This window comes from Sunxiuqinia sp. A32 (genome assembly GCF_052690465.1).
The window spans coordinates 272,654-290,822 of record NZ_JBQYLI010000003.1; the positions used below are offsets into that span (position 1 = coordinate 272,654).

15 protein-coding genes and 1 tRNA gene are annotated in these 18,169 nt (G+C 38.7%); 6 read left to right on the plus strand and 10 right to left on the minus strand.

Annotated features, from left to right (window positions below):
• The first annotated feature begins 8 nt into the window (after positions 1–8).
• The 6 genes from ACUNWD_RS04490 to ACUNWD_RS04515 all read left to right on the plus strand — a co-directional run bounded on the left by ACUNWD_RS04490 (position 9) and on the right by ACUNWD_RS04515 (position 4,999).
• A complete protein-coding gene (locus ACUNWD_RS04490) occupies positions 9–800 on the plus strand; it encodes an AIM24 family protein (RefSeq protein ID WP_445586579.1) in 792 nt (263 codons plus the stop codon).
• A 20-nt stretch (positions 801–820) separates the two neighbouring features.
• Complete coding sequence (locus ACUNWD_RS04495) at positions 821–1,870, plus strand: hypothetical protein (protein WP_445586580.1); 1,050 nt, start codon at positions 821–823, stop codon at positions 1,868–1,870.
• A gap of 85 nt (positions 1,871–1,955) precedes the next feature.
• Positions 1,956–2,465, plus strand: a complete 510-nt coding sequence (locus ACUNWD_RS04500; RefSeq protein ID WP_445586581.1) for a hypothetical protein — start codon at positions 1,956–1,958, stop codon at positions 2,463–2,465.
• Positions 2,462–3,169 (plus strand): tetratricopeptide repeat protein, encoded by a 708-nt coding sequence (locus ACUNWD_RS04505; RefSeq protein WP_445586582.1) that lies wholly within the window; start codon positions 2,462–2,464, stop codon positions 3,167–3,169. The genes ACUNWD_RS04500 and ACUNWD_RS04505 overlap by 4 nt, the downstream gene beginning before the upstream one ends.
• A 259-nt stretch (positions 3,170–3,428) precedes the next feature.
• Positions 3,429–4,805 (plus strand): TrpB-like pyridoxal phosphate-dependent enzyme, encoded by a 1,377-nt coding sequence (locus ACUNWD_RS04510; protein ID WP_445586583.1) that lies wholly within the window; start codon positions 3,429–3,431, stop codon positions 4,803–4,805.
• A 122-nt stretch (positions 4,806–4,927) separates the two neighbouring features.
• A tRNA-Arg gene (locus ACUNWD_RS04515) sits at positions 4,928–4,999 on the plus strand.
• A gap of 180 nt (positions 5,000–5,179) precedes the next feature.
• On the opposite strand, the gene ACUNWD_RS04520 is transcribed toward ACUNWD_RS04515, so the two are convergent.
• From ACUNWD_RS04520 to ACUNWD_RS04565, 10 genes are all read right to left on the minus strand, one after another.
• Positions 5,180–6,271, minus strand: a complete 1,092-nt coding sequence (locus tag ACUNWD_RS04520) for a sialidase family protein (RefSeq protein WP_445586584.1) — start codon at positions 6,269–6,271, stop codon at positions 5,180–5,182.
• A gap of 113 nt (positions 6,272–6,384) precedes the next feature.
• A complete protein-coding gene (locus ACUNWD_RS04525; protein WP_445586585.1) occupies positions 6,385–7,374 on the minus strand; it encodes a nucleoside hydrolase in 990 nt (329 codons plus the stop codon).
• Between the two features lie 315 nt (positions 7,375–7,689).
• A complete protein-coding gene (locus ACUNWD_RS04530) occupies positions 7,690–9,114 on the minus strand; it encodes a sialate O-acetylesterase (RefSeq protein ID WP_445586586.1) in 1,425 nt (474 codons plus the stop codon).
• 51 nt (positions 9,115–9,165) lie between these two features.
• Positions 9,166–10,110 carry a dihydrodipicolinate synthase family protein gene (locus ACUNWD_RS04535; RefSeq protein ID WP_445586587.1) on the minus strand — a complete coding sequence of 315 codons (945 nt, stop codon included), beginning with the start codon at positions 10,108–10,110 and terminating at the stop codon, positions 9,166–9,168.
• Complete coding sequence (locus ACUNWD_RS04540; RefSeq protein WP_445586588.1) at positions 10,094–11,680, minus strand: sodium:solute symporter; 1,587 nt, start codon at positions 11,678–11,680, stop codon at positions 10,094–10,096. The genes ACUNWD_RS04535 and ACUNWD_RS04540 overlap by 17 nt, the downstream gene beginning before the upstream one ends.
• Positions 11,677–13,089 carry an FAD-dependent oxidoreductase gene (locus tag ACUNWD_RS04545; protein ID WP_445586589.1) on the minus strand — a complete coding sequence of 471 codons (1,413 nt, stop codon included), beginning with the start codon at positions 13,087–13,089 and terminating at the stop codon, positions 11,677–11,679. The genes ACUNWD_RS04540 and ACUNWD_RS04545 overlap by 4 nt, the downstream gene beginning before the upstream one ends.
• A gap of 60 nt (positions 13,090–13,149) precedes the next feature.
• Positions 13,150–14,463, minus strand: coding sequence for a sulfatase-like hydrolase/transferase (locus ACUNWD_RS04550; protein WP_445586590.1), 1,314 nt, complete (start codon positions 14,461–14,463; stop codon positions 13,150–13,152).
• A gap of 172 nt (positions 14,464–14,635) precedes the next feature.
• Complete coding sequence (locus tag ACUNWD_RS04555) at positions 14,636–15,793, minus strand: sialidase family protein (protein ID WP_445586591.1); 1,158 nt, start codon at positions 15,791–15,793, stop codon at positions 14,636–14,638.
• Between the two features lie 102 nt (positions 15,794–15,895).
• Positions 15,896–16,972, minus strand: coding sequence for an exo-alpha-sialidase (locus ACUNWD_RS04560; RefSeq protein ID WP_445586592.1), 1,077 nt, complete (start codon positions 16,970–16,972; stop codon positions 15,896–15,898).
• A gap of 64 nt (positions 16,973–17,036) precedes the next feature.
• Positions 17,037–18,161, minus strand: a complete 1,125-nt coding sequence (locus ACUNWD_RS04565; protein WP_445586593.1) for a sialidase family protein — start codon at positions 18,159–18,161, stop codon at positions 17,037–17,039.
• Positions 18,162–18,169 lie beyond the last annotated feature (8 nt).

Genomic DNA, 18,169 nt, shown 5'->3' on the forward strand with positions numbered 1-18,169 from the left:
CTGATATTATGGCATTCTGTTCAAATTGTGGAAATGAAATGAAAGCAAATGCAGCATTTTGCGGCAGTTGCGGTCAACCCGTTGGTGGCGTTGCTGCTGCCCTAACTGCGCAAACTGGTACGGTGACTTTTGATGTGGTTAACCGTGAGCGTTTGAATATGGTCAAAGTAGATCTTGTGAACTCTGCTTTTCGTTACGAAGCTGGAGCAATGCACTATATGCAGGGTAACCTGGAGTTGGAATCGGATATACCTGGAGTTGGAAAAATATTTAAATCAATGATTACCAAGGAAAAAATTGTAAAACCAGTAATCAGTGGAACAGGAACGATTTTTCTGCAACCATCCTTTGGTGAATTTACGATTCTCAATCTTCAAAATGATGAATGGATTTTGGATCAGGGCGCTTATTATGCATCTGAGTTAAATGTTGAAATAGGGGCTTACACCAACCGGGCTATCAGCGCCATGTTTTCCGGCGAAAAGTGGTTTCAAACAGTGGTTGCCGGAACAGGAAAAGTTATTATTACATCGGCCGGGCCACTCGAAGAGATTACATTAAATAACGACAAACTTGTTGTTGACGGACGCTTTGCCGTGGCACGAACTTCAGGCGTTGAGCTAAAAGTGGCAAAAGCAACGCGTGGAATATTTTCAACTATTATCTCAGGAGAGGGATTGGTGAATACGTTTACAGGGACGGGAAAAGTCCTTATCGCCCCGGTAGATAATTATTTCAATACCCTCATACATACTATTCGCTCTGTTGATTACAAAGTTTCACAAATCAGTAAAAACTAATTTTGCCTAAATTGAACCAAATGAAAAAGATTATTTATGTTGTTTTGCTTTCGGTAGTTTGTTTATCCTTGCGGGCACAAACACTTAATATACCGTCTTCTCAGTTTAAACCAGGAGAAATAATCTATGTTGATTTTACTGCACCAGGATCGTATGCCGATAATGCCTGGGTGGGGATTATCCCGTCATCGGTGCAACATGGCAGCGAAGCCACTAATGATAAATACGATTTAACTTACCAGTACCTAAAGAAAAGAACTAGTGGACGACTGGAATTTAAAGCTCCGGCAAAAGAAGGGTCGTTTGATCTACGGATGAACGACTCAGATAGTGGAGGAAAAGAAGTTGCATCAGTGAGTTTTGTGGTGAGCAATACCAGTCAAACCGCAAATTCAGGATCTTCTTCAAATAATCAAAATTATTCCGCAAACCATCAGATTGCTGGAGATTACACTACTGATTTTAAAGATATGACGATCAATATAAGTGGGAGTCATGTCACCGGTACTTATGCTCATTTGGGTGGAAAAATTGATGGTAACTTACAAGGGAACAAACTGGTAGGTGCCTGGACACAGACCAATGGAAAAGGGAAATTTGAATTCGTATTTACAAGCGACTTTTCCTCTTTTAAAGGCAAGTGGGGATACAATAACGACGCCCCAACTAAAAAGTGGGATGGTGAAAAGAAAGGTTCATCAGTAGGTTCTGCAAGCCTTCCTTCAGTTTCAAATTTGCCAATCGATATTGCAGGTAGCTGGAGTTCAAATGGGAGTAGAAATCAAATAGCACGTGTTCATATTTGGCAAAATGGCGACGAGTTTCAGGTCATTTCTGCATGGCCCGATGAGACCACTGGTAAATGGAAAAGTTATCGGGGAGAAGGCCGTTTTGAAGGAAGAAATATGAATTTTAAGGTATTTCCATCAACGACTGACGGTAGCAGCGCTGATCAGGGATATGTTCAACACTGGACGGTTTCTTCGGATAATTCTGAGATTTCAGGGTACTATACCCGGCATGGAAAACGGACAATTGATAAAAACGTCCTTTATAAGTTGGTAAAGTAAGGGTATTGATGTTAAGCGTTCGGAATCGACCTATGTAAGATTGGCATTCTGGAATATAAATTTGATTAAAACTAAGACTTGAAGTATGGCAGTTAAAAAAAATAAAGGCAAACAATCAATCAAACTACCAGTATCAGCGGTCTTCAAGTGGATACTTATTGCAGTTTCCATCGGGCTTATCACCGGATGGGTTCGCTATTGGATTGGATATTATGTCCTGTTGCAGGGTGTGATTGCAGGCTTGCTAATTCCGTGGCTTGTTAAAAAGACGGCTTCAGGGCAGCTGGAAGCCTTGTCCGATGTACGGTTTAAAATAGCGATTCTTCTTTTCTTCGCTTTTATGATTGCACAGGCTTTTGGGTTTGGCCTGGCACAACCGAAGTTTGATCCGTTTAACTGGTTTGGCAGGGTATGGAACGGTGATACTTTCGAATCCGTTTTTGGTATCTTTTCTACCGCTGGTGTTGTGCATCAAACTTTTGCAGAAGGATTGAGTGGAGGTTTCTGGGTTTTTCTATCAGCAATCGATGTTGCATTTATGTTCTTTTTTATACTAGTATCATTACCTATCGTAACCAGTAAAAGTAAATCATGATCAAATTTGTCCGCATTATATCATTCGTCATCGCAATAGTTATAACCATTTTTAGCATTTTCTATATCGAACCGGATCAAGAGTTGGTGAAAGCTCAAAAGGCCTATAGAAATGGAGATATGGATCAAGCATTACGAATGGCCAGGCGAGCCAACCACGCGTTTTCTGAAAATAACAAAAAAGTGAATGCATTCTATTTACAGGCCAAAGCTGCTTCGAAAATGGAATGGAAAGATACAGCTGTTGACTATTTAGATCAGTTGCTATCCATAGACCAGGAAAATGCACTGGCCTTGATGTTTCGGGGAGAGCTCCAATATCAACTTAACCAAAATCAGAATGCTTTGATCGACTTAGATAAGGGTTTAGATTTGGTATCTCAAGATATTTCTAAGCATACCTTGTCATATTATCATGTCCAGCGTGGGCTGACATATCTGGCACTGGGGCAGGCAAACCATGCAGAAGATGATGCTCTGGAAGCTTTGCATTTATCTACTGACTTGGCTGAGGCTCACGATCTAATGAGTAAGGTATTTGAAGAAAAGGGGGATATTGAAGGTGCGTTGGCAGAGTGCGAAAAGTCTTATCAACTCTCTATCGAAAAGAATAAGCTTTCGTTTATGACTCCCAAAGGGGAAGAATTATCGAAAAGGTTGGTGGATTTAAAAGTTAAGTATCTCCGGTCTTCAAGGAAAGATTAGAATTCTTTCAAATAAACCAATTCGACTTTTGACGAGCTTGAAAACTCAAAAAATAATAACTAGTTTTAACGGGACAAAATGAAGATATGTATAAGATTCAGTTATTTGGGAAGGAATGGCACTGGCGTAACGTGAAGATGGAATCACGTAAGCATAATATGAATTCACGATCTTAACTGGATCGGGAAAGGGGTTTGTTGTATATAGGCAGCAAACCCCTTTCTTATTCACAAAAAACACTAATTAAAACCATAAAATCATGGCTAGACAAAAGAAAATCTTTTTAGATGAGGCTGATATGCCTAAACAATGGTACAACTTGGCGCCTGACCTTCCAACTCCATTAAATCCACCATTAGGACCAGATGGAAAACCAGTAGGACCGGAAATGTTGGCACCAGTATTTCCAATGAATTTGATTGAACAGGAAGTTAGTCAGGAACGCTGGATTGATATCCCAGAAGAAATTCGTCAAATTTTGTTCAAATGGCGCCCAAGTCCGCTGATTCGTGCTTACGAATTGGAAGAAGCGTTGGGAACACCAGCCAAAATCTATTATAAAAACGAAGGTGTTTCCCCTGCAGGAAGCCACAAACCAAATACAGCAATTCCTCAGGCTTGGTACAACAAGCAATTTGGAATTAAAAAACTGACTACCGAAACTGGAGCCGGTCAATGGGGTTCTGCCCTTTCATTTGCCTGCTCTGTGATCGGTGGAATTGAATGTAAGGTTTTCATGGTAAGAGTAAGTTTTGATCAAAAACCTTTCCGTAAGATGATGATGAACACTTGGGGTGGAACTTGTATTGCCAGTCCAAGTACTGAAACGAAAGCCGGACGCGATATTTTAGCTCAATATCCGGATACACCTGGATCATTAGGTATTGCGATTTCTGAAGCGGTTGAGGCTGCTGTATCAGATACCACTGGTCAAACTCGCTATTCGTTGGGATCGGTATTGAATCACGTAATGTTGCATCAAACTATTATTGGTTTGGAAGCGAAAAAACAGCTTGCTAAAGTAGGTATTGACAAACCTGATGTGGTAATTGGTTGTTGCGGTGGTGGTAGTAACTTCGCCGGGCTTTCATTCCCATTCATGTACGACAAAATTAATGGTGCAGACATCCAGATTATTGGTGCCGAGCCATTCTCTTGTCCTACACTGACCAAAGCACCGTTCATTTATGACAACGGAGACGTTGCTCAAATGACTCCACTGTTGGCGATGCATAGCTTGGGACATAACTTTGTTCCTGCACCAATCCATGCTGGTGGTTTGCGATATCACGGTATGGCTCCATTGGTAAGTGCTGCCTTGCGTGATGGACTGATGGAAGCACAGGCTATTCACCAAAGCGAATGTTTCGAAGCCGGTTTGTTGTTCTCAAAAACCGAAGGTATCATTCCTGCTCCTGAAACTACACATGCTATCGCTGCTACCATCCGCGAAGCTAAAAAAGCTAAGGAAGAAGGAAAAGAGAAAACCATCCTTTTCAACTTCAGCGGACATGGTTTAATGGACTTAGTTGGTTACGATAAATACCTGAACGGGGAATTGCATGACTATGAATACCCTGAATCAGAGATTGCATTGAATCTGGAGAAATTGCAAGGGTATCCACTACCAAAATAAGAAATAGCGTGATTCACTTTTTGTGAACCTCATTAATGAAATAATGTCCTGCCAAAATGGTGGGACATTATCATTTTTGTAAACTGATGCTTTTTCCTATTTTTGCAAAGCTTTTTAAGCATGGTCCCATAGTTCAACGGATAGAATAGCAGTTTCCTAAACTGTAGATATGGGTTCGATTCCCGTTGGGACTACAAAAGACGCTGATTATCAGCGTCTTTTTGCATTGTCGAACCCTAAGTCATACCCTAAAGACTATTCTAACGAATTATTATTAGACAATAACAGATTCTCATTTGATCTAAATTAGAATTTTAGAACACACAAGTAAAGATAATTGACTGATCTTTGAAATAAAATTTATATTTGACTGACTATTCTGGCCACAGACCATCTATTATCGGCGATAATTCCAACATCGAGGGATCAATAATAACATATTTCATTTTTATTCGTTTCCAGGTGTAGATAACATGTACCAAACCATCATTAGTCTGGATTACTGCAGGATAGGAAAAACGCTGATTAGTTTCATCTTCCAAAATTAATGCAGCTTTCCAATTCTGTCCATCATTACTAACGGCAATATTTAGAGGAGAGCGACTGCCACTTGTTTTCCCATCAGGAGGCAATACATGGTTATAAACTACTAACTGACGACCATCAGAAAGAGTTATGGCATCGATTCCAGAATTATTTTGAGGCAAAGAAGTTTGAGTTAAAGCTGACCAGTTTTCTCCAAAATCGGATGACCATGTTTGCAATACAGCTCGATTTTTACTTCGACAAAGGGCATGAATACGCCCATCTGTATAATTTAAGATGCATGGTTGAATCGCAATCGTATTATATCCATCATTAATAGATGCTGTTTTTCTCCATGTTTTTCCGAAATCCTCAGATATTTCGAAATGTATCTTCCAACCATCATCCTCAGTGCTTGAAGGACTAATTAACTTATTCCCTATTAATACAGGTTTATTCTTTATCGGTCCTAAAATCCCATCTGGTAATTTTTCCTCCTTAGACCATGTAACTCCACCATCCTCTGAAGTTATCATCATCCCCTCCCAAGTCCTAGGATTCTGGCCTACCTTATAATACAGTTGAAGATCTCTGTTAGGAACCTGATACAAGACCGGATTCCAAGTTGGATATCTTAAAGAATCATTTTTAATCCCATCTGCAACAATCTTTGGGGCTGTCCAATGACCATCCACTTTTCTGCTTACATAAATACATACATCTTCTTCTCCCTCATAGGTTCCACCAAACCAAGAAGCTATCAATATCCCATCTGAATTTTCAACAATTGTTCCTGCATGACATGACTGAAAAGGCGCTTTCTCATATATAAACTCATCATGTAAAATTCCTTCCTTATAGGTCCTCTCTTTTCCTTTTTTGATTCCATATAAAAAGAAGGGGCAAACAATAAGAGAAATCCAAAGTAAATTCTTTCTCATAGTAATTAATTTTTTCATTAAACTAAACCAGACATTTGGTGAATTACTCCAGCAAACATCTACTATTGCATTGACAGAACTGGTCAAAATTGTCCTTCAGCTTTCAATTGGTATTAAGGCTCAAAAATCATTAAGTCATCTAAAACATCTGCTATATGCTGATAAGGATATTTATGAACTAAAAAATAATGGCTAGCATTTTCATTAGGATTCCATTCATTTCGACCATCTTCATGTATAACAAACTTTCCAGGTCCATTTACATAAAAATATTTTTCAGGATCGCGGACAGCACATAAAACCGCTGTTTGATCCCATGAATTACGTTTTTCAGATATCTTATTTCCATATGTTTTCGAATTATACTGATATGCCCATGCAACTGGATTCTTGCATGTATCCCCGTTTGCAATTTTATGTCCTGTAAAAATTGGCTTCCCTATTTCAAATCCACTAAAAAGAATTGGTGTAGGCCAATTTTTAAAGAGATAATATGAAGCTTCAGGATCTTTTCTTACATTAAATTCTCTTCCTTCTGGAAATCCTCCAGCCATGCTAACCAACCTTTTGACTTTCTTTTTTACCAAATCAACTCCCTTTAGAGATGAAAACTCATCTGGATTCGATTTAAGTAGTGCAGCAAGATTACTAAGAAAACCTACAGTAACAATAACTACGCTATTGTCTGGTTGGGCAGAAAGAACTTTTCGATATACTGCCACTGCTGATGGATAAGGCTCATCTATCATTGATTCCGGCAAGAACTTTGAAATAACAGAATCATTCCAATGGTTTCCTTTTGTAAAATCGGGGGCACTATCCACAGCAACACCTATTGGAATACTATTTTTACCAAAATATGTATTGAAAACGCTAATTGTTGGCGCTATAGATGGATGAGCATCACTGGCACAGCAAGCTAAAATTTCACACTCTCCTTTAGCTGCAAGTGCATGCAATACAGCAATCGCTCCAACATCATCATAGTCTGGTCCCATATCTGAATCAAAAATAACCTGAACAGGCTCAAAAGTGTTATTGACCTTTGGTTCTGTTGTACATCCTACAACCAATACTATTAAGGAAATATAGAATAGTTTCATTTTTTGTTGTATTTCTTATTATGTATTCTTTAATTTTTCAACAAGAAACTCCTTCCTTCAAGAAATAAAGGATTGAGTTCAAACCCACTTAATCAAAAATTATTTGGTTTACAGTCAATTACAGCTACTTGTGTCAATATTTTTTTCTTAAAAAGTAATTTCAAGAAAAACCTAATAAAATGTCACCGACGGCTATTATGACTATTGTGTGTAATCCTAGAAAAGTACTGAGATTGCTCTACTTGCACTAGGTGATCTTTATCTAAATTCACATTAAGCTAAATCCCCCTCCTCTTACAGAAAAGGAATTGATTCTTACCAGCTATCCGTTCGAAATGATGAAGCCGGAAGCCCCTCTGTATTGTAGAGCTGACCAACGACAAAATCTTCAAACGCATATCTCACAGCTACTGGACTAATCACTTCTTTTGAAGACAACCTTATCCCTTTCTTGTCAATAACAGCATGAGCCGGATAGAAATGCCTATTAACTCCTGCTATTTCAAAGTTAGTCAGCTCTTTACCAAAGGTCGTAAGCCCGTTCTCAGCATGGTCAAATGTTAACAGTACCTGAGTTCCTTCTACCGTCATACACTTTAATTTAGGCCCTGAATATTCAATTCCTCTGATACCGTAGGTTTTAGCCAAAGCGAAATAAGCAAGCCTTTCTCCCACTATTTTTTTATTTGATGGATGAATACAATCTTTTTCGCCGACATCAAGTAAACAGGCCATACCAACATTGGCAACTTTTGATGAAACCTTTAGTTGTGACTCTCTCAAAAAAGCTGAATTGACTTTTTCATCGTTATAATCATAGGGCGCTATTTGAGCATAGTAGAACGGAAAATCCCCAATTCCCCACTGCGACCTCCAATCACTGATAAGACCCGGCAAAAGTTTCTCGTACTCTTCAGGTCCATAACGATTTGATTCGCCTTGATACCAAATCACCCCTTGAATCGCAAAAGCTGTCAATGGGTGAATCATAGCATTATATAAAATCGAAGGTACTTGGGGAAACTTTGTCTGGTTCCTATTTTTTGCAAACGGTGGTTTTAAAAAATCAAACGTTCCTATGACTTTTTCACTTATCCAAGGTTCAATCCTGGTACCGCCCCAGCTAGAACATATGAGTCCAACCGGAATGTCCAATGTCTCTTGGATCATTTTTCCAAAACAATAAGCCACCGCACTGAAATTAGCAACCTCCTCAGGACAAGATTCCGTCCATTTTCCTGAAAAGTCATCCAATGGAACATCGCTTGTATCTTGTTTCACAGTAAACAATCGAATTGAATGGTTTCCAGATTTAAGGATGGCTTCATTTGAACCACAGACAGGCTGATTTTTATAACCTTTCATAGGCATATACATGTTTGATTGACCTGAACAGACCCAGACTTCTCCAATCATTACATCAGTTAATTCTAGAGGTTCTCCATCTGTGATACGTATCCTGTATGGACCTCCAGCCAATGGAGTCTTGACTTCCAGCAGCCAGTTTCCCAAACTGTCAGACCTGGCCTGATAACAAATTCCATCCCAAGAAGTCAACACTTCCACCGTTTTATTGAATCCTGCCTTTCCCCATAGAGCAGCGTTAGTTTGTTGCTGCAAAACCATGTGGCTTCCCAAAATTGAAGGAAGTTGAATTTCTGCATTAGCTACTTCCACTATAAAAGTTACATGCAATAACAAAATCAAAAATTTAAAACGAATACTTGCTTTCTCTCTCATCTATTTTTTCTATAACGATCAAAATTATACATATGTAATCCCAGAAGAAAGCTATAATTCTAGCTTTTCCAGAGCTTCCTCTATTATTTTTTGTTCTTCTAACCTAAACCGATGAAAAGGTTCGGCCATAAAATCAGAGCAAACGCCCTTTATTGACAAAGCACACTTCAAACCTTTGAGATAACTGGACCCGTAATTACCGACTTTGTAGAGTGTAGTGCTGATTTGCATAACCTTTTGCTGAATAGAGGTAAGCGATTCAAAGTCCTTAGTCAACGCTGCATGATAAAGGTCAACATATAACCGAGGGAATAGATTGGCTCCACCATTCACCCCTCCATGCCCACCCATTAGCACAAATTCCGCTGTGATTTCTTCCGGACCAACCATAAAAGTAAAATCAGGTCTGTTTCGCAACAAATAACGGGTATGGTTCAAATAAGCCAAGTTCGCAGAACTATCTTTAAGCCCAATTATCCCAGGGATCTCAGCAGCATGCATTACCGTTTCAGGAGCAAATGCTGCTTTTGTATGTACAGGAATGTTGTAAATAAAAATGGGTAGTGGCACCTGCGGAGCAATATGTTTCAGGTATTCCAGCAATTCTGCCTGCCCGGGTTCGAAATAGTATGGTGGAGTTAAGACAACCGCATCTGCTTCATATTGAGCTGCCTTTCTAGCTATATTAAGGCTTTCCGGGAAAGACGTGTCCGAAATACCTACCAAAACAGGAACCCGACCATTAACAAATTTTAAACTATACATGATCATTTCTTCCTTTACTTTAAAGCTCAAACTTGCAAATTCGCCCGTTGTCCCTAAAATAAAAACGGCATGAACACCTCCTCCTAGTACATGCTCAACTAAACGTTCAAGTCCCTCGATATCCAACGTGTCGTTGTCAATCAATGGGGTAACAATTGGAGGAACGATTCCTCTTAATGGCATAGAAAGCTTATTCCCTATGATACGATTAGTTTTATAATTTGATGTCATTATTAAAATTTTTACTACTAATAAATAGACCCACAAGAAACATACTAAGCGTTGCTATCACGACACTCATATATGTATGAAAAGGACTTTGTAAGAATTCAGGAAGTACATGTATCTTAGATGACAATGAGATCCAGACAATCACTAATATACCTACGATAACAGAAACACCAGCAGCTACATTATCTGCCTTTTTAACTACAAATCCTAAGAGGAACAAACCTAACATAGCCCCTGCAAATATTCCTGTCAATTGCCACCAAACAGCAAGTATACTTTCCGAGCCAATTATGAGTAGCGCAACAATGGTTCCAATGATTCCAACAAAAAGAGTTCCCCCCCGTAAAACCATCATTGCCTCAGAATCTGCCGCTTTCGGACGTACATATTTTTTATAAACATCTTCTAATAGAATAGTAGCCGAGCTATTTAAACAAGTACTCAAGGTACTCATGGCTGCAGCCATGATTGCGGCAATTATAAAACCAGCTATTCCTGCAGGTAGTTTGTTTGCCATAAAATGTGGCAATGCCTGATCTGCAACTTCTTCAATTGTTAATGAAGTTGATTTTATTGATGCATATTCATAGTTAACGCTACTACTCTCGTCAGCCGACAGTTCATTAATTTCCAGATTAATACCAGCCTTTTCTTTTAAATCATTTAACAAAGCCGGCTGGGTCTGGTAGTATGAAAATAACATTGAGCCTATGAAAAAGAACAATACCGAAATTGGAACATACAATAGACCTCCAAACCAGAGTGACCTGCGGGCATCCTTATCAGACTTTGCAGTATGATACCTTTGAACATACGTTTGGTCAAAACCAAAGGCTTTGACGTTAATAAAAAGTCCGTACAGGAATACTACCCAGAACGTTGATTTTGACAAAGACAATTCAAAAGAGCCCAGTGAAAATTTGGAATGCTCACTCGCTATCTTGATCGCATTAATCGGACCTCCCGGAATATCCACTAATATAATCACCAATAGTAAAATCGCCCCCGCAAATAAAATCACAGACTGTATGACCTCTGTCCATATCACAGCTCTAATACCTCCCAACAAGGTATAAATTGTTATCAATACACCTGATACAATTATTATTAATCCCATGCTCCAGCCTGTCAAACCATTTAATGCTAAAGCAACTCCAAATGTTATTGTAGCAATCCTGGAAAACTGGATCAGCAAGTAGCATACAACAGAATATGTCCTGGCCCAGGATCCAAATCTCTTTTCCATATGATGGTAAGCAGATATTTCCCCTCCATGCCTATAGAAAGGGACAAAATACTTTGTCCCAATCCATATTGCAAATGGTATAGCTAAACTAAAAACAAGATAATTCCAATCAGTACCAAAAGCCCTACCTACAACTCCTATAAATGTATTGCTACTAATATATGTCCCAAAATAAGACAAACCAATTACCCATCCCGGCAAAGAACTCCCTGCGACCATAAAGTCATTACTTGTACGGTTCTTCCTAACAAAGTAACTGCCAAATAGAACAATAAATATTAAGTACAGGATAATTACGGCTAAATCAATAAAAGGTAACTTCATTTTTTACTCCCGTTAACAAGATTTGTATTATAAGTTTGTTGATCCAGGTGCTTCATATTCCATGGAAAGCCAAAATCAGGTCCCTCTGACATGTAAGATATTTGGTCCCGTAACCACTCCCCTGATATCTCAATTACATCCATATGGCCCTTTGCAGCCTCTGCTGCTGCCAGTCCCGCAGCTTCTCCAATTCCATGCATCGTAGCCATAACCCGGATTGCTGCAGAGGCTTCGTGGGTAGCAGACAGTGCCCGACAGGCAACTGCAAGATTTGTACATTTCGTTGTCAGCAAACTTCGAAGGGGGATCTCATAGTAGTCTCCCGGAGGAGGAGCAAAACTTGCACTCACTTTTCCCTGCTGCCCTGGTATTTGCTGGACATCTTTTGCTCCTTTAGGATTATGAATATCAATAAAATACCTCGACCTGGTTACCCCATCTTCAAATTTCCTGCCTCCAAGGATATCTTCCTGACTTACTGTGTATAATCCCCGAATATGTCTTGTCTCTCGCACTCCCACCTGGCAGGCAACTTTTTCAACAAAGGAATCCTTAAACCAGGGAACGTTTTTAATTAGCCAGTTACCTATCACGTAGGCCTGTCTCCGCCCTTCCATCTCTGCTTTAGAAAGATCTTCAACAGATAACCCTGAAACCTCATTGATCCTTGTCATATTAAAATGGAGTATTCCGGTCCTTGGGTAATCATAGAAGTGGATAAAGTCCCTGTAGGGATAATAAAGTTCCCCTTTGGACAGGGCTTCCTGGAAATAAGGCTCTACCAAACCACGGGCTGCCCGTAAATTACCTGTTGCTATCATTTCCCGTTTATCAACATTTCCCATTCTAAAGCTTACGGTCATAGCCTGGGTGAGCCCGTCTTCATCCCTTCCTATCTTAAACGGCACTCCTGCTAAAGCTGCAAGATCACCATCACCAGTACAATCAATAAAGTTTTTAGCTTTCAAGGTTGCGCTTCCACCCTTTGATAATACATTAACAGATACTATTCGTGAGCCAATTTTCTCTAGTGATTTTATGTAGGAATGATAACGAACATGAACTCCTGATTCAATTAATAAAGAGTCATAAACATGTTTTAACAGTTCTTCATCAAAAGCGTATCTCGAAAGACTTGACCCAAAGCCGCCCTCCTTTGCTAACCGACTTGCTACATCTTTAAAAATACCACCAATTAGTGAACCTTCTTGTTTCGTTTCAATATCCATATATTCATGTCCCGACCAGGGATTGACCAAAGCTGCAGTTGCCATACCCCCACTAAAACCATATCTTTCTATTAGCAAGGTTTTAGCCCCGGTCCTAGCACTTGCCAGTGCTGCGGCTACTCCCGAGGGGCCTCCGCCACATACTATTACATCAAAAAAATTATCTGTACTAATTGTCATTTTTAGATATTTTACCTATTATATTTTTAGATGTTAGTAGTCTAACATCTTTGAGTTTTGTTATTTTTCAAATTTGCTTATATTTTCCTTTTTTAAATCTTTCTCCCATTTCTCTATTTTTGAGTTTAATTGAAGAATTTTTTGGGGAAATTGAGAAGCGATGTTTTCTTTTTCCCCAATATCCTTTCGTAGATCATACAGTTCAGGCTCATTCACCTGATCGTTCATAACGAGCTTCAAATTCCCCATGCGGACAGCCCGTTGACTTGGAGTTCTCCAAAAAATTGTCCTAGTTGGCAACTTACCATTGCTAAACAACACATTAAGGAGACTGACACCGTCAATTGAATTTTTACTACTTTGGGGAACTGATATATCTAACAATTCAAGAAATGTCGGTAAAAGATCGAAGGTCAGAACCGTTTCATCGCATACAGAAGAGGCCGGAATTTTTCCGGGACACCAAGCAATGGCCGGTACCCTATGTCCCCCTTCGTACAATTCGGTCTTCTGTCCTTTGAGGATTCCGTTGGATCCGACTGCTTGCCAGGTATTATCAGCGTAACTTGTGTAACCGCCATTATCTGACAAGAAAAAGATTAAAGTATTATCAGATAGTGAATTGATCTTAACAGTATTTACAATGCATCCCACGCTCTCATCAAGCTTTTCTATCATATTGATCAAAACCGAAGGGACATCCTTAGGAGTATGTGGGCCTAACTTACAGAAAGGACCAGGAATATTTGAAACATATTCATCCCCTTCTCTCCGAGTCCACAGATCGTCATCCGCTGGTTCTTGCCAAGGAAAATGAATTGCGAGTTGAGATACATAAAGAAAGAAAGGATCGTTTTTATGGTCTTCAATAAAACGGCAAGAATGGTTTGTAATAAGATCTGTAACATAACCATTTTCATTCAGCATATCTTCATTATGCCACCAGTCCTTACTTCCGTGCCTAGAAATTTTTGAAAAATAATCCAAGTCACCATTAAAATATCCCCAAAACTCATCAAAGCCAAACTTTATAGGATTGCCTTCTCGGGGTTGCCCCAAATGCCATTTTCCAACAATTGCAGTGCAATATCCAGCTCGTTTTAAATATTGCGCCATGGTAATTTCATTTGTATTTTGCGGAAGATCCAAAACGTGCTTTTGGGGAATTTCAACTCCCAATCGTTGTGGATAGCGCCCTGTAAGCAATGATGCCCGTGTAGGGGAACATGTTGGACCATTGCTGTGAAAATCAGTAAATAACATACCTTCTTGCGCCAGTCCGTCTAAATTTGGAGTTTTTGCAGGTCCTCTGTAATATCCTCCTATATCTCCATAACCCACATCATCTGCTAAGATTATGACTATGTTGGGCATTTTTCGATTCTTTGATGCAAACGTATCAATATCGCAGTTTAACAAAAAATATAAAATCCAAATAATCGATTTAATCGACTTTAGTATTTGATAAAATCGATTGATCATGTTAATTTTTCCTTTCATGCTCTGATCATTAGTGATATTAAACTGCCAACTTGAAGTCGAAATCTTACTTAAGATCCGGATCAAAGATTGTTGCAGCGATATACCGATATTTGTCCCCTGCATTAGCATTATTGTAATAATAAATAGCTACCACTTTACCATCAGGAAGCAATACAGACCTTGGATAACCTATATCCCAACAAGCTCCATCATGTCCTCTTAATAATTCAGGCTCACTCCAGCTTTGTCCTTCATCAGAACTATAAGATACATACATACCTATCCCTTCAGACATCGTTTTTTCTCCTCTTATCCCGTAAACCAAGGACAATCGTCCATCTTTTAACTTTAATAGTGCTGGGGGATTTCCATTATAATCGACCTTTACAGGATCAGCTAACTGGGTCCAGGAATTTCCATTGTCTTCAGATAGGAAACTGACCATACGTGGTGGTTTCGTCCTCCTTATTACAGTAAGAAGCCTCGATTCATCTAAGCGCACAGAAGAAGGCATGATTGAATTAATTTTGTGAGAACCTATCCACGAGAGAAATTTCCAGGATTGTCCACCATCGCTAGTTCGGACACAAGCAACTTCTCTCCATTTTTTATCACCATCCTTAAATCCAACCGTCAAAAAAGCTGTTAGCTCGTGTTTACCTTCTACGATATAATCTGTTCGTGCAACTATACCTGCAGGATCACGTTCTGGAAAATCAACTTTTAACTCAAATGCTCCTACCCATGTTTTGCCTCGATCATAGGAATAATAGAAAGACGAAGGACCAATGTACATATCGCACATTCGAAAAGTTAAAGCAAAGTTTGGATTTGTAAAATCAATACTTTCAGCTAATGGTTTGGCAGGTATAGATTTGTTCCCTAGATTATGCTCTACAGTTCCCTCTGTAATACCAGCATCATAGGCGTCTTCTATTGACCATGAAATTCCTCCATCTATGCTACGAGCAAATTTCGTGATTGAAGATTTCTGATCAAAAGTATGCCCTCTCTCTTTATCAACGAAGTCTGCTTGTGTAAAGCCAACTAATACTTCATTTCCCCACGACCAGATTCCCCAATTTGCGGGCCAGCCTCCATATTTACCTTTTTCGTAATATACTTTGACATTGTCAATATCTTTATTCTTTTCTTTAGCAGAAACACAACTCAAAACAGAGCTTAAAATTAAGATTACAAAAACTTTAACACTTATATACATATTTTTTCTATTATAAGATTTAAAAAATTAACTCATTTAAAATATTAGGAACTTTACTCTATGCTTTCACAATAAGAGAGACTAAATTTCTACCACCATCTATTATGGAGTAAAAATTGTTGCGGCTATATACCTGTATTTAATCCCTTCATTTGCGTTATTGTAATAATAAACAGCAACAACCTTTCCATCAGGAAGTAAAACAGATCTAGGATAACCAATATCAAAACAGGCACCATCATGTCCTCTCAATAATTGGGGCTTACTCCATTTCTGCCCATCATCGGAACTATATGAAACATACATACCTATCCCATCCTTAGTTACATCTTCTCCTCTGATCCCATAAATTAAGCATAGTTGCCCATTATTCAATTTTAGCAAAGCCGGAGGATTTCCGAAGAAAGTATTGCCAACATCAACTGGATCACATAGTTGTTTCCAAGATTTCCCATTATCTGCTGATAAATAGCTAACTAGCCAAGGAGGCTTTGTCCTTCTTATTATTGTTATTATTTGAGATGAATCTAATCTAACGGATGAGGGCATAATTGAATTTACACCGTGTGGGCCAATCCATGACAGAAAACTCCATGTTCTTCCTCCATTATGAGTGCGCACACAAGCAACTTCTCGCCAATCTCTATTACCTTCTTTAAATCCAACCGTTAAAAATGCAGTCATTTCATGTTTACCCTCGATAACATAATCTGTTCTAGTTACAATTCCCGCTGGATTAGAGTCGGGAAATTCAATATGAAATTTATAAGGCCCTTCCCACTTCTTACCTCGGTTATATGAATAAAAAAAAGCAGATGGCCCCTTTCTGTCATTGTACATAAGAAAAGAAAACGAAAGATCGGGATTAGAAAAATCAATACTCTTATCCAATGATTTTAAGGGATAAGTTTTATCAAAACCAGCCTCAATTGACCAAGTTTCTCCCCCATTAATACTTCTCGCAAATTTTATACTTTCTGATCCATCTTTTATGGGGTGTCCTTTCTTATCCTCATGATCACCAACAATAAAACCTGTTAATATCTCATTTCCCCATGACCAAATCCCTATATTAGCAGGCCATCCCCCAAATTTACCTTGCTCATAATATATTTTTACGTTTTTACTATTGGTTACACCATCATCAATAGAATACAATTCAATAGATATCGCAACCATAAGAAATAACATTATTAGGATAGGTCTACTTTTCTGTGTTAATAAATTATTCATAACATTATATCTATTTTATATTTAGGATACTGGCAGAAATATAACGGTATTTGTCTCCTGCGTTTGCATTGTTATAATAATAGACTGCAACCACCTTACCGTCTGGAAGTAATACAGATCTGGGATAGCCAATATCCCAACAGGCTCCATCATGTCCCCTAAGTAATTCAGGTTCATTCCAACTAAGCCCTTCATCAGAACTATACGATACATACATACCTATCCCATCAGGCATCGTTTTTTCTTGCCTAATCCCATAAACCAAACATAATCGTCCGCCTTCTAACTTTAATAATGCAGGTGGATTACCATTAGAATCTACTGTAACGGGATCAGCTAATTGAGTCCAAGAATTTCCATTATCCTCAGACAGAAAACTAACCATTCGTGGAGGTTTTGTTCTCCTTATCATTGTTAATAACCGAGAAGAATCAAGTCTTACAGATGAAGGCATTATTGAGTTAATATAATTAGGACCAATCCAAGAAAGAAATCTCCAAGTCTTTCCTCCATCGTAGGTACGCACACATGCAACCTCACGCCAATCTTTATTACCTTCTTTGAATCCAACTGTTAAAAATGCAGTCATCTCATGTTTGCTCTCAATTAGATAATCAGTTCGAGAAACAATGCCAGCAGGATTACGATCTGGAAAATCAACCGATAATTTATAAGGACCATTCCATTTTTCTCCTCGGTTGTATGAATAAAAAAAAGCAGTGGGGCCTGTTCTCTCGTTTTGCATCAGAAATGAAAATGCCAAATCAGCATTTGAGAAATCTATTTTTTCATCTAACGTTATGAAACTAGTACTTTTATCAAATCCATCTTCTTGATACCAAGTAATCCCCCCATCTTTGCTTCTGGCAAATTCAATAGACGCTGATCCACTTTTAATTGTATGACCACTTTCTTTATCTTCATGATCACCTACAGTAAAACCAACTAAAATCTCATCACTCCAGGACCAAATACCTACATTTGCTGGCCACCCTCCATATCTACCTTCTTCATAAAATACTTTTACGCTTTTAACTGACTTATCTATAGATGAATTTTTATCTTCTGGCTTCTTACAAGATCCAATTAACACAATCACTGTCACAACATGTATTAAATAAAATAGATTTCTCATGTTAAGAT

What these genes read in the sequence shown, in the direction of transcription:
- ACUNWD_RS04520 (WP_445586584.1), bottom strand. Translation starts at nt 6,271, where the DNA reads ATGAGAAAGAATTTACTTTGGATTTCTCTTATTGTTTGCCCCTTCTTT.
- ACUNWD_RS04560 (WP_445586592.1), bottom strand. Translation starts at nt 16,972, where the DNA reads ATGGTTGCGATATCTATTGAATTGTATTCTATTGATGATGGTGTAACC.
- ACUNWD_RS04510 (WP_445586583.1), top strand. Translation starts at nt 3,429, where the DNA reads ATGGCTAGACAAAAGAAAATCTTTTTAGATGAGGCTGATATGCCTAAA.
- ACUNWD_RS04550 (WP_445586590.1), bottom strand. Translation starts at nt 14,463, where the DNA reads ATGCCCAACATAGTCATAATCTTAGCAGATGATGTGGGTTATGGAGAT.
- ACUNWD_RS04530 (WP_445586586.1), bottom strand. Translation starts at nt 9,114, where the DNA reads ATGAGAGAGAAAGCAAGTATTCGTTTTAAATTTTTGATTTTGTTATTG.
- ACUNWD_RS04545 (WP_445586589.1), bottom strand. Translation starts at nt 13,089, where the DNA reads ATGACAATTAGTACAGATAATTTTTTTGATGTAATAGTATGTGGCGGA.
- ACUNWD_RS04540 (WP_445586588.1), bottom strand. Translation starts at nt 11,680, where the DNA reads ATGAAGTTACCTTTTATTGATTTAGCCGTAATTATCCTGTACTTAATA.
- ACUNWD_RS04565 (WP_445586593.1), bottom strand. Translation starts at nt 18,161, where the DNA reads ATGAGAAATCTATTTTATTTAATACATGTTGTGACAGTGATTGTGTTA.
- ACUNWD_RS04535 (WP_445586587.1), bottom strand. Translation starts at nt 10,110, where the DNA reads ATGACATCAAATTATAAAACTAATCGTATCATAGGGAATAAGCTTTCT.
- ACUNWD_RS04505 (WP_445586582.1), top strand. Translation starts at nt 2,462, where the DNA reads ATGATCAAATTTGTCCGCATTATATCATTCGTCATCGCAATAGTTATA.
- ACUNWD_RS04525 (WP_445586585.1), bottom strand. Translation starts at nt 7,374, where the DNA reads ATGAAACTATTCTATATTTCCTTAATAGTATTGGTTGTAGGATGTACA.
- ACUNWD_RS04490 (WP_445586579.1), top strand. Translation starts at nt 9, where the DNA reads ATGGCATTCTGTTCAAATTGTGGAAATGAAATGAAAGCAAATGCAGCA.
- ACUNWD_RS04500 (WP_445586581.1), top strand. Translation starts at nt 1,956, where the DNA reads ATGGCAGTTAAAAAAAATAAAGGCAAACAATCAATCAAACTACCAGTA.
- ACUNWD_RS04495 (WP_445586580.1), top strand. Translation starts at nt 821, where the DNA reads ATGAAAAAGATTATTTATGTTGTTTTGCTTTCGGTAGTTTGTTTATCC.
- ACUNWD_RS04555 (WP_445586591.1), bottom strand. Translation starts at nt 15,793, where the DNA reads ATGTATATAAGTGTTAAAGTTTTTGTAATCTTAATTTTAAGCTCTGTT.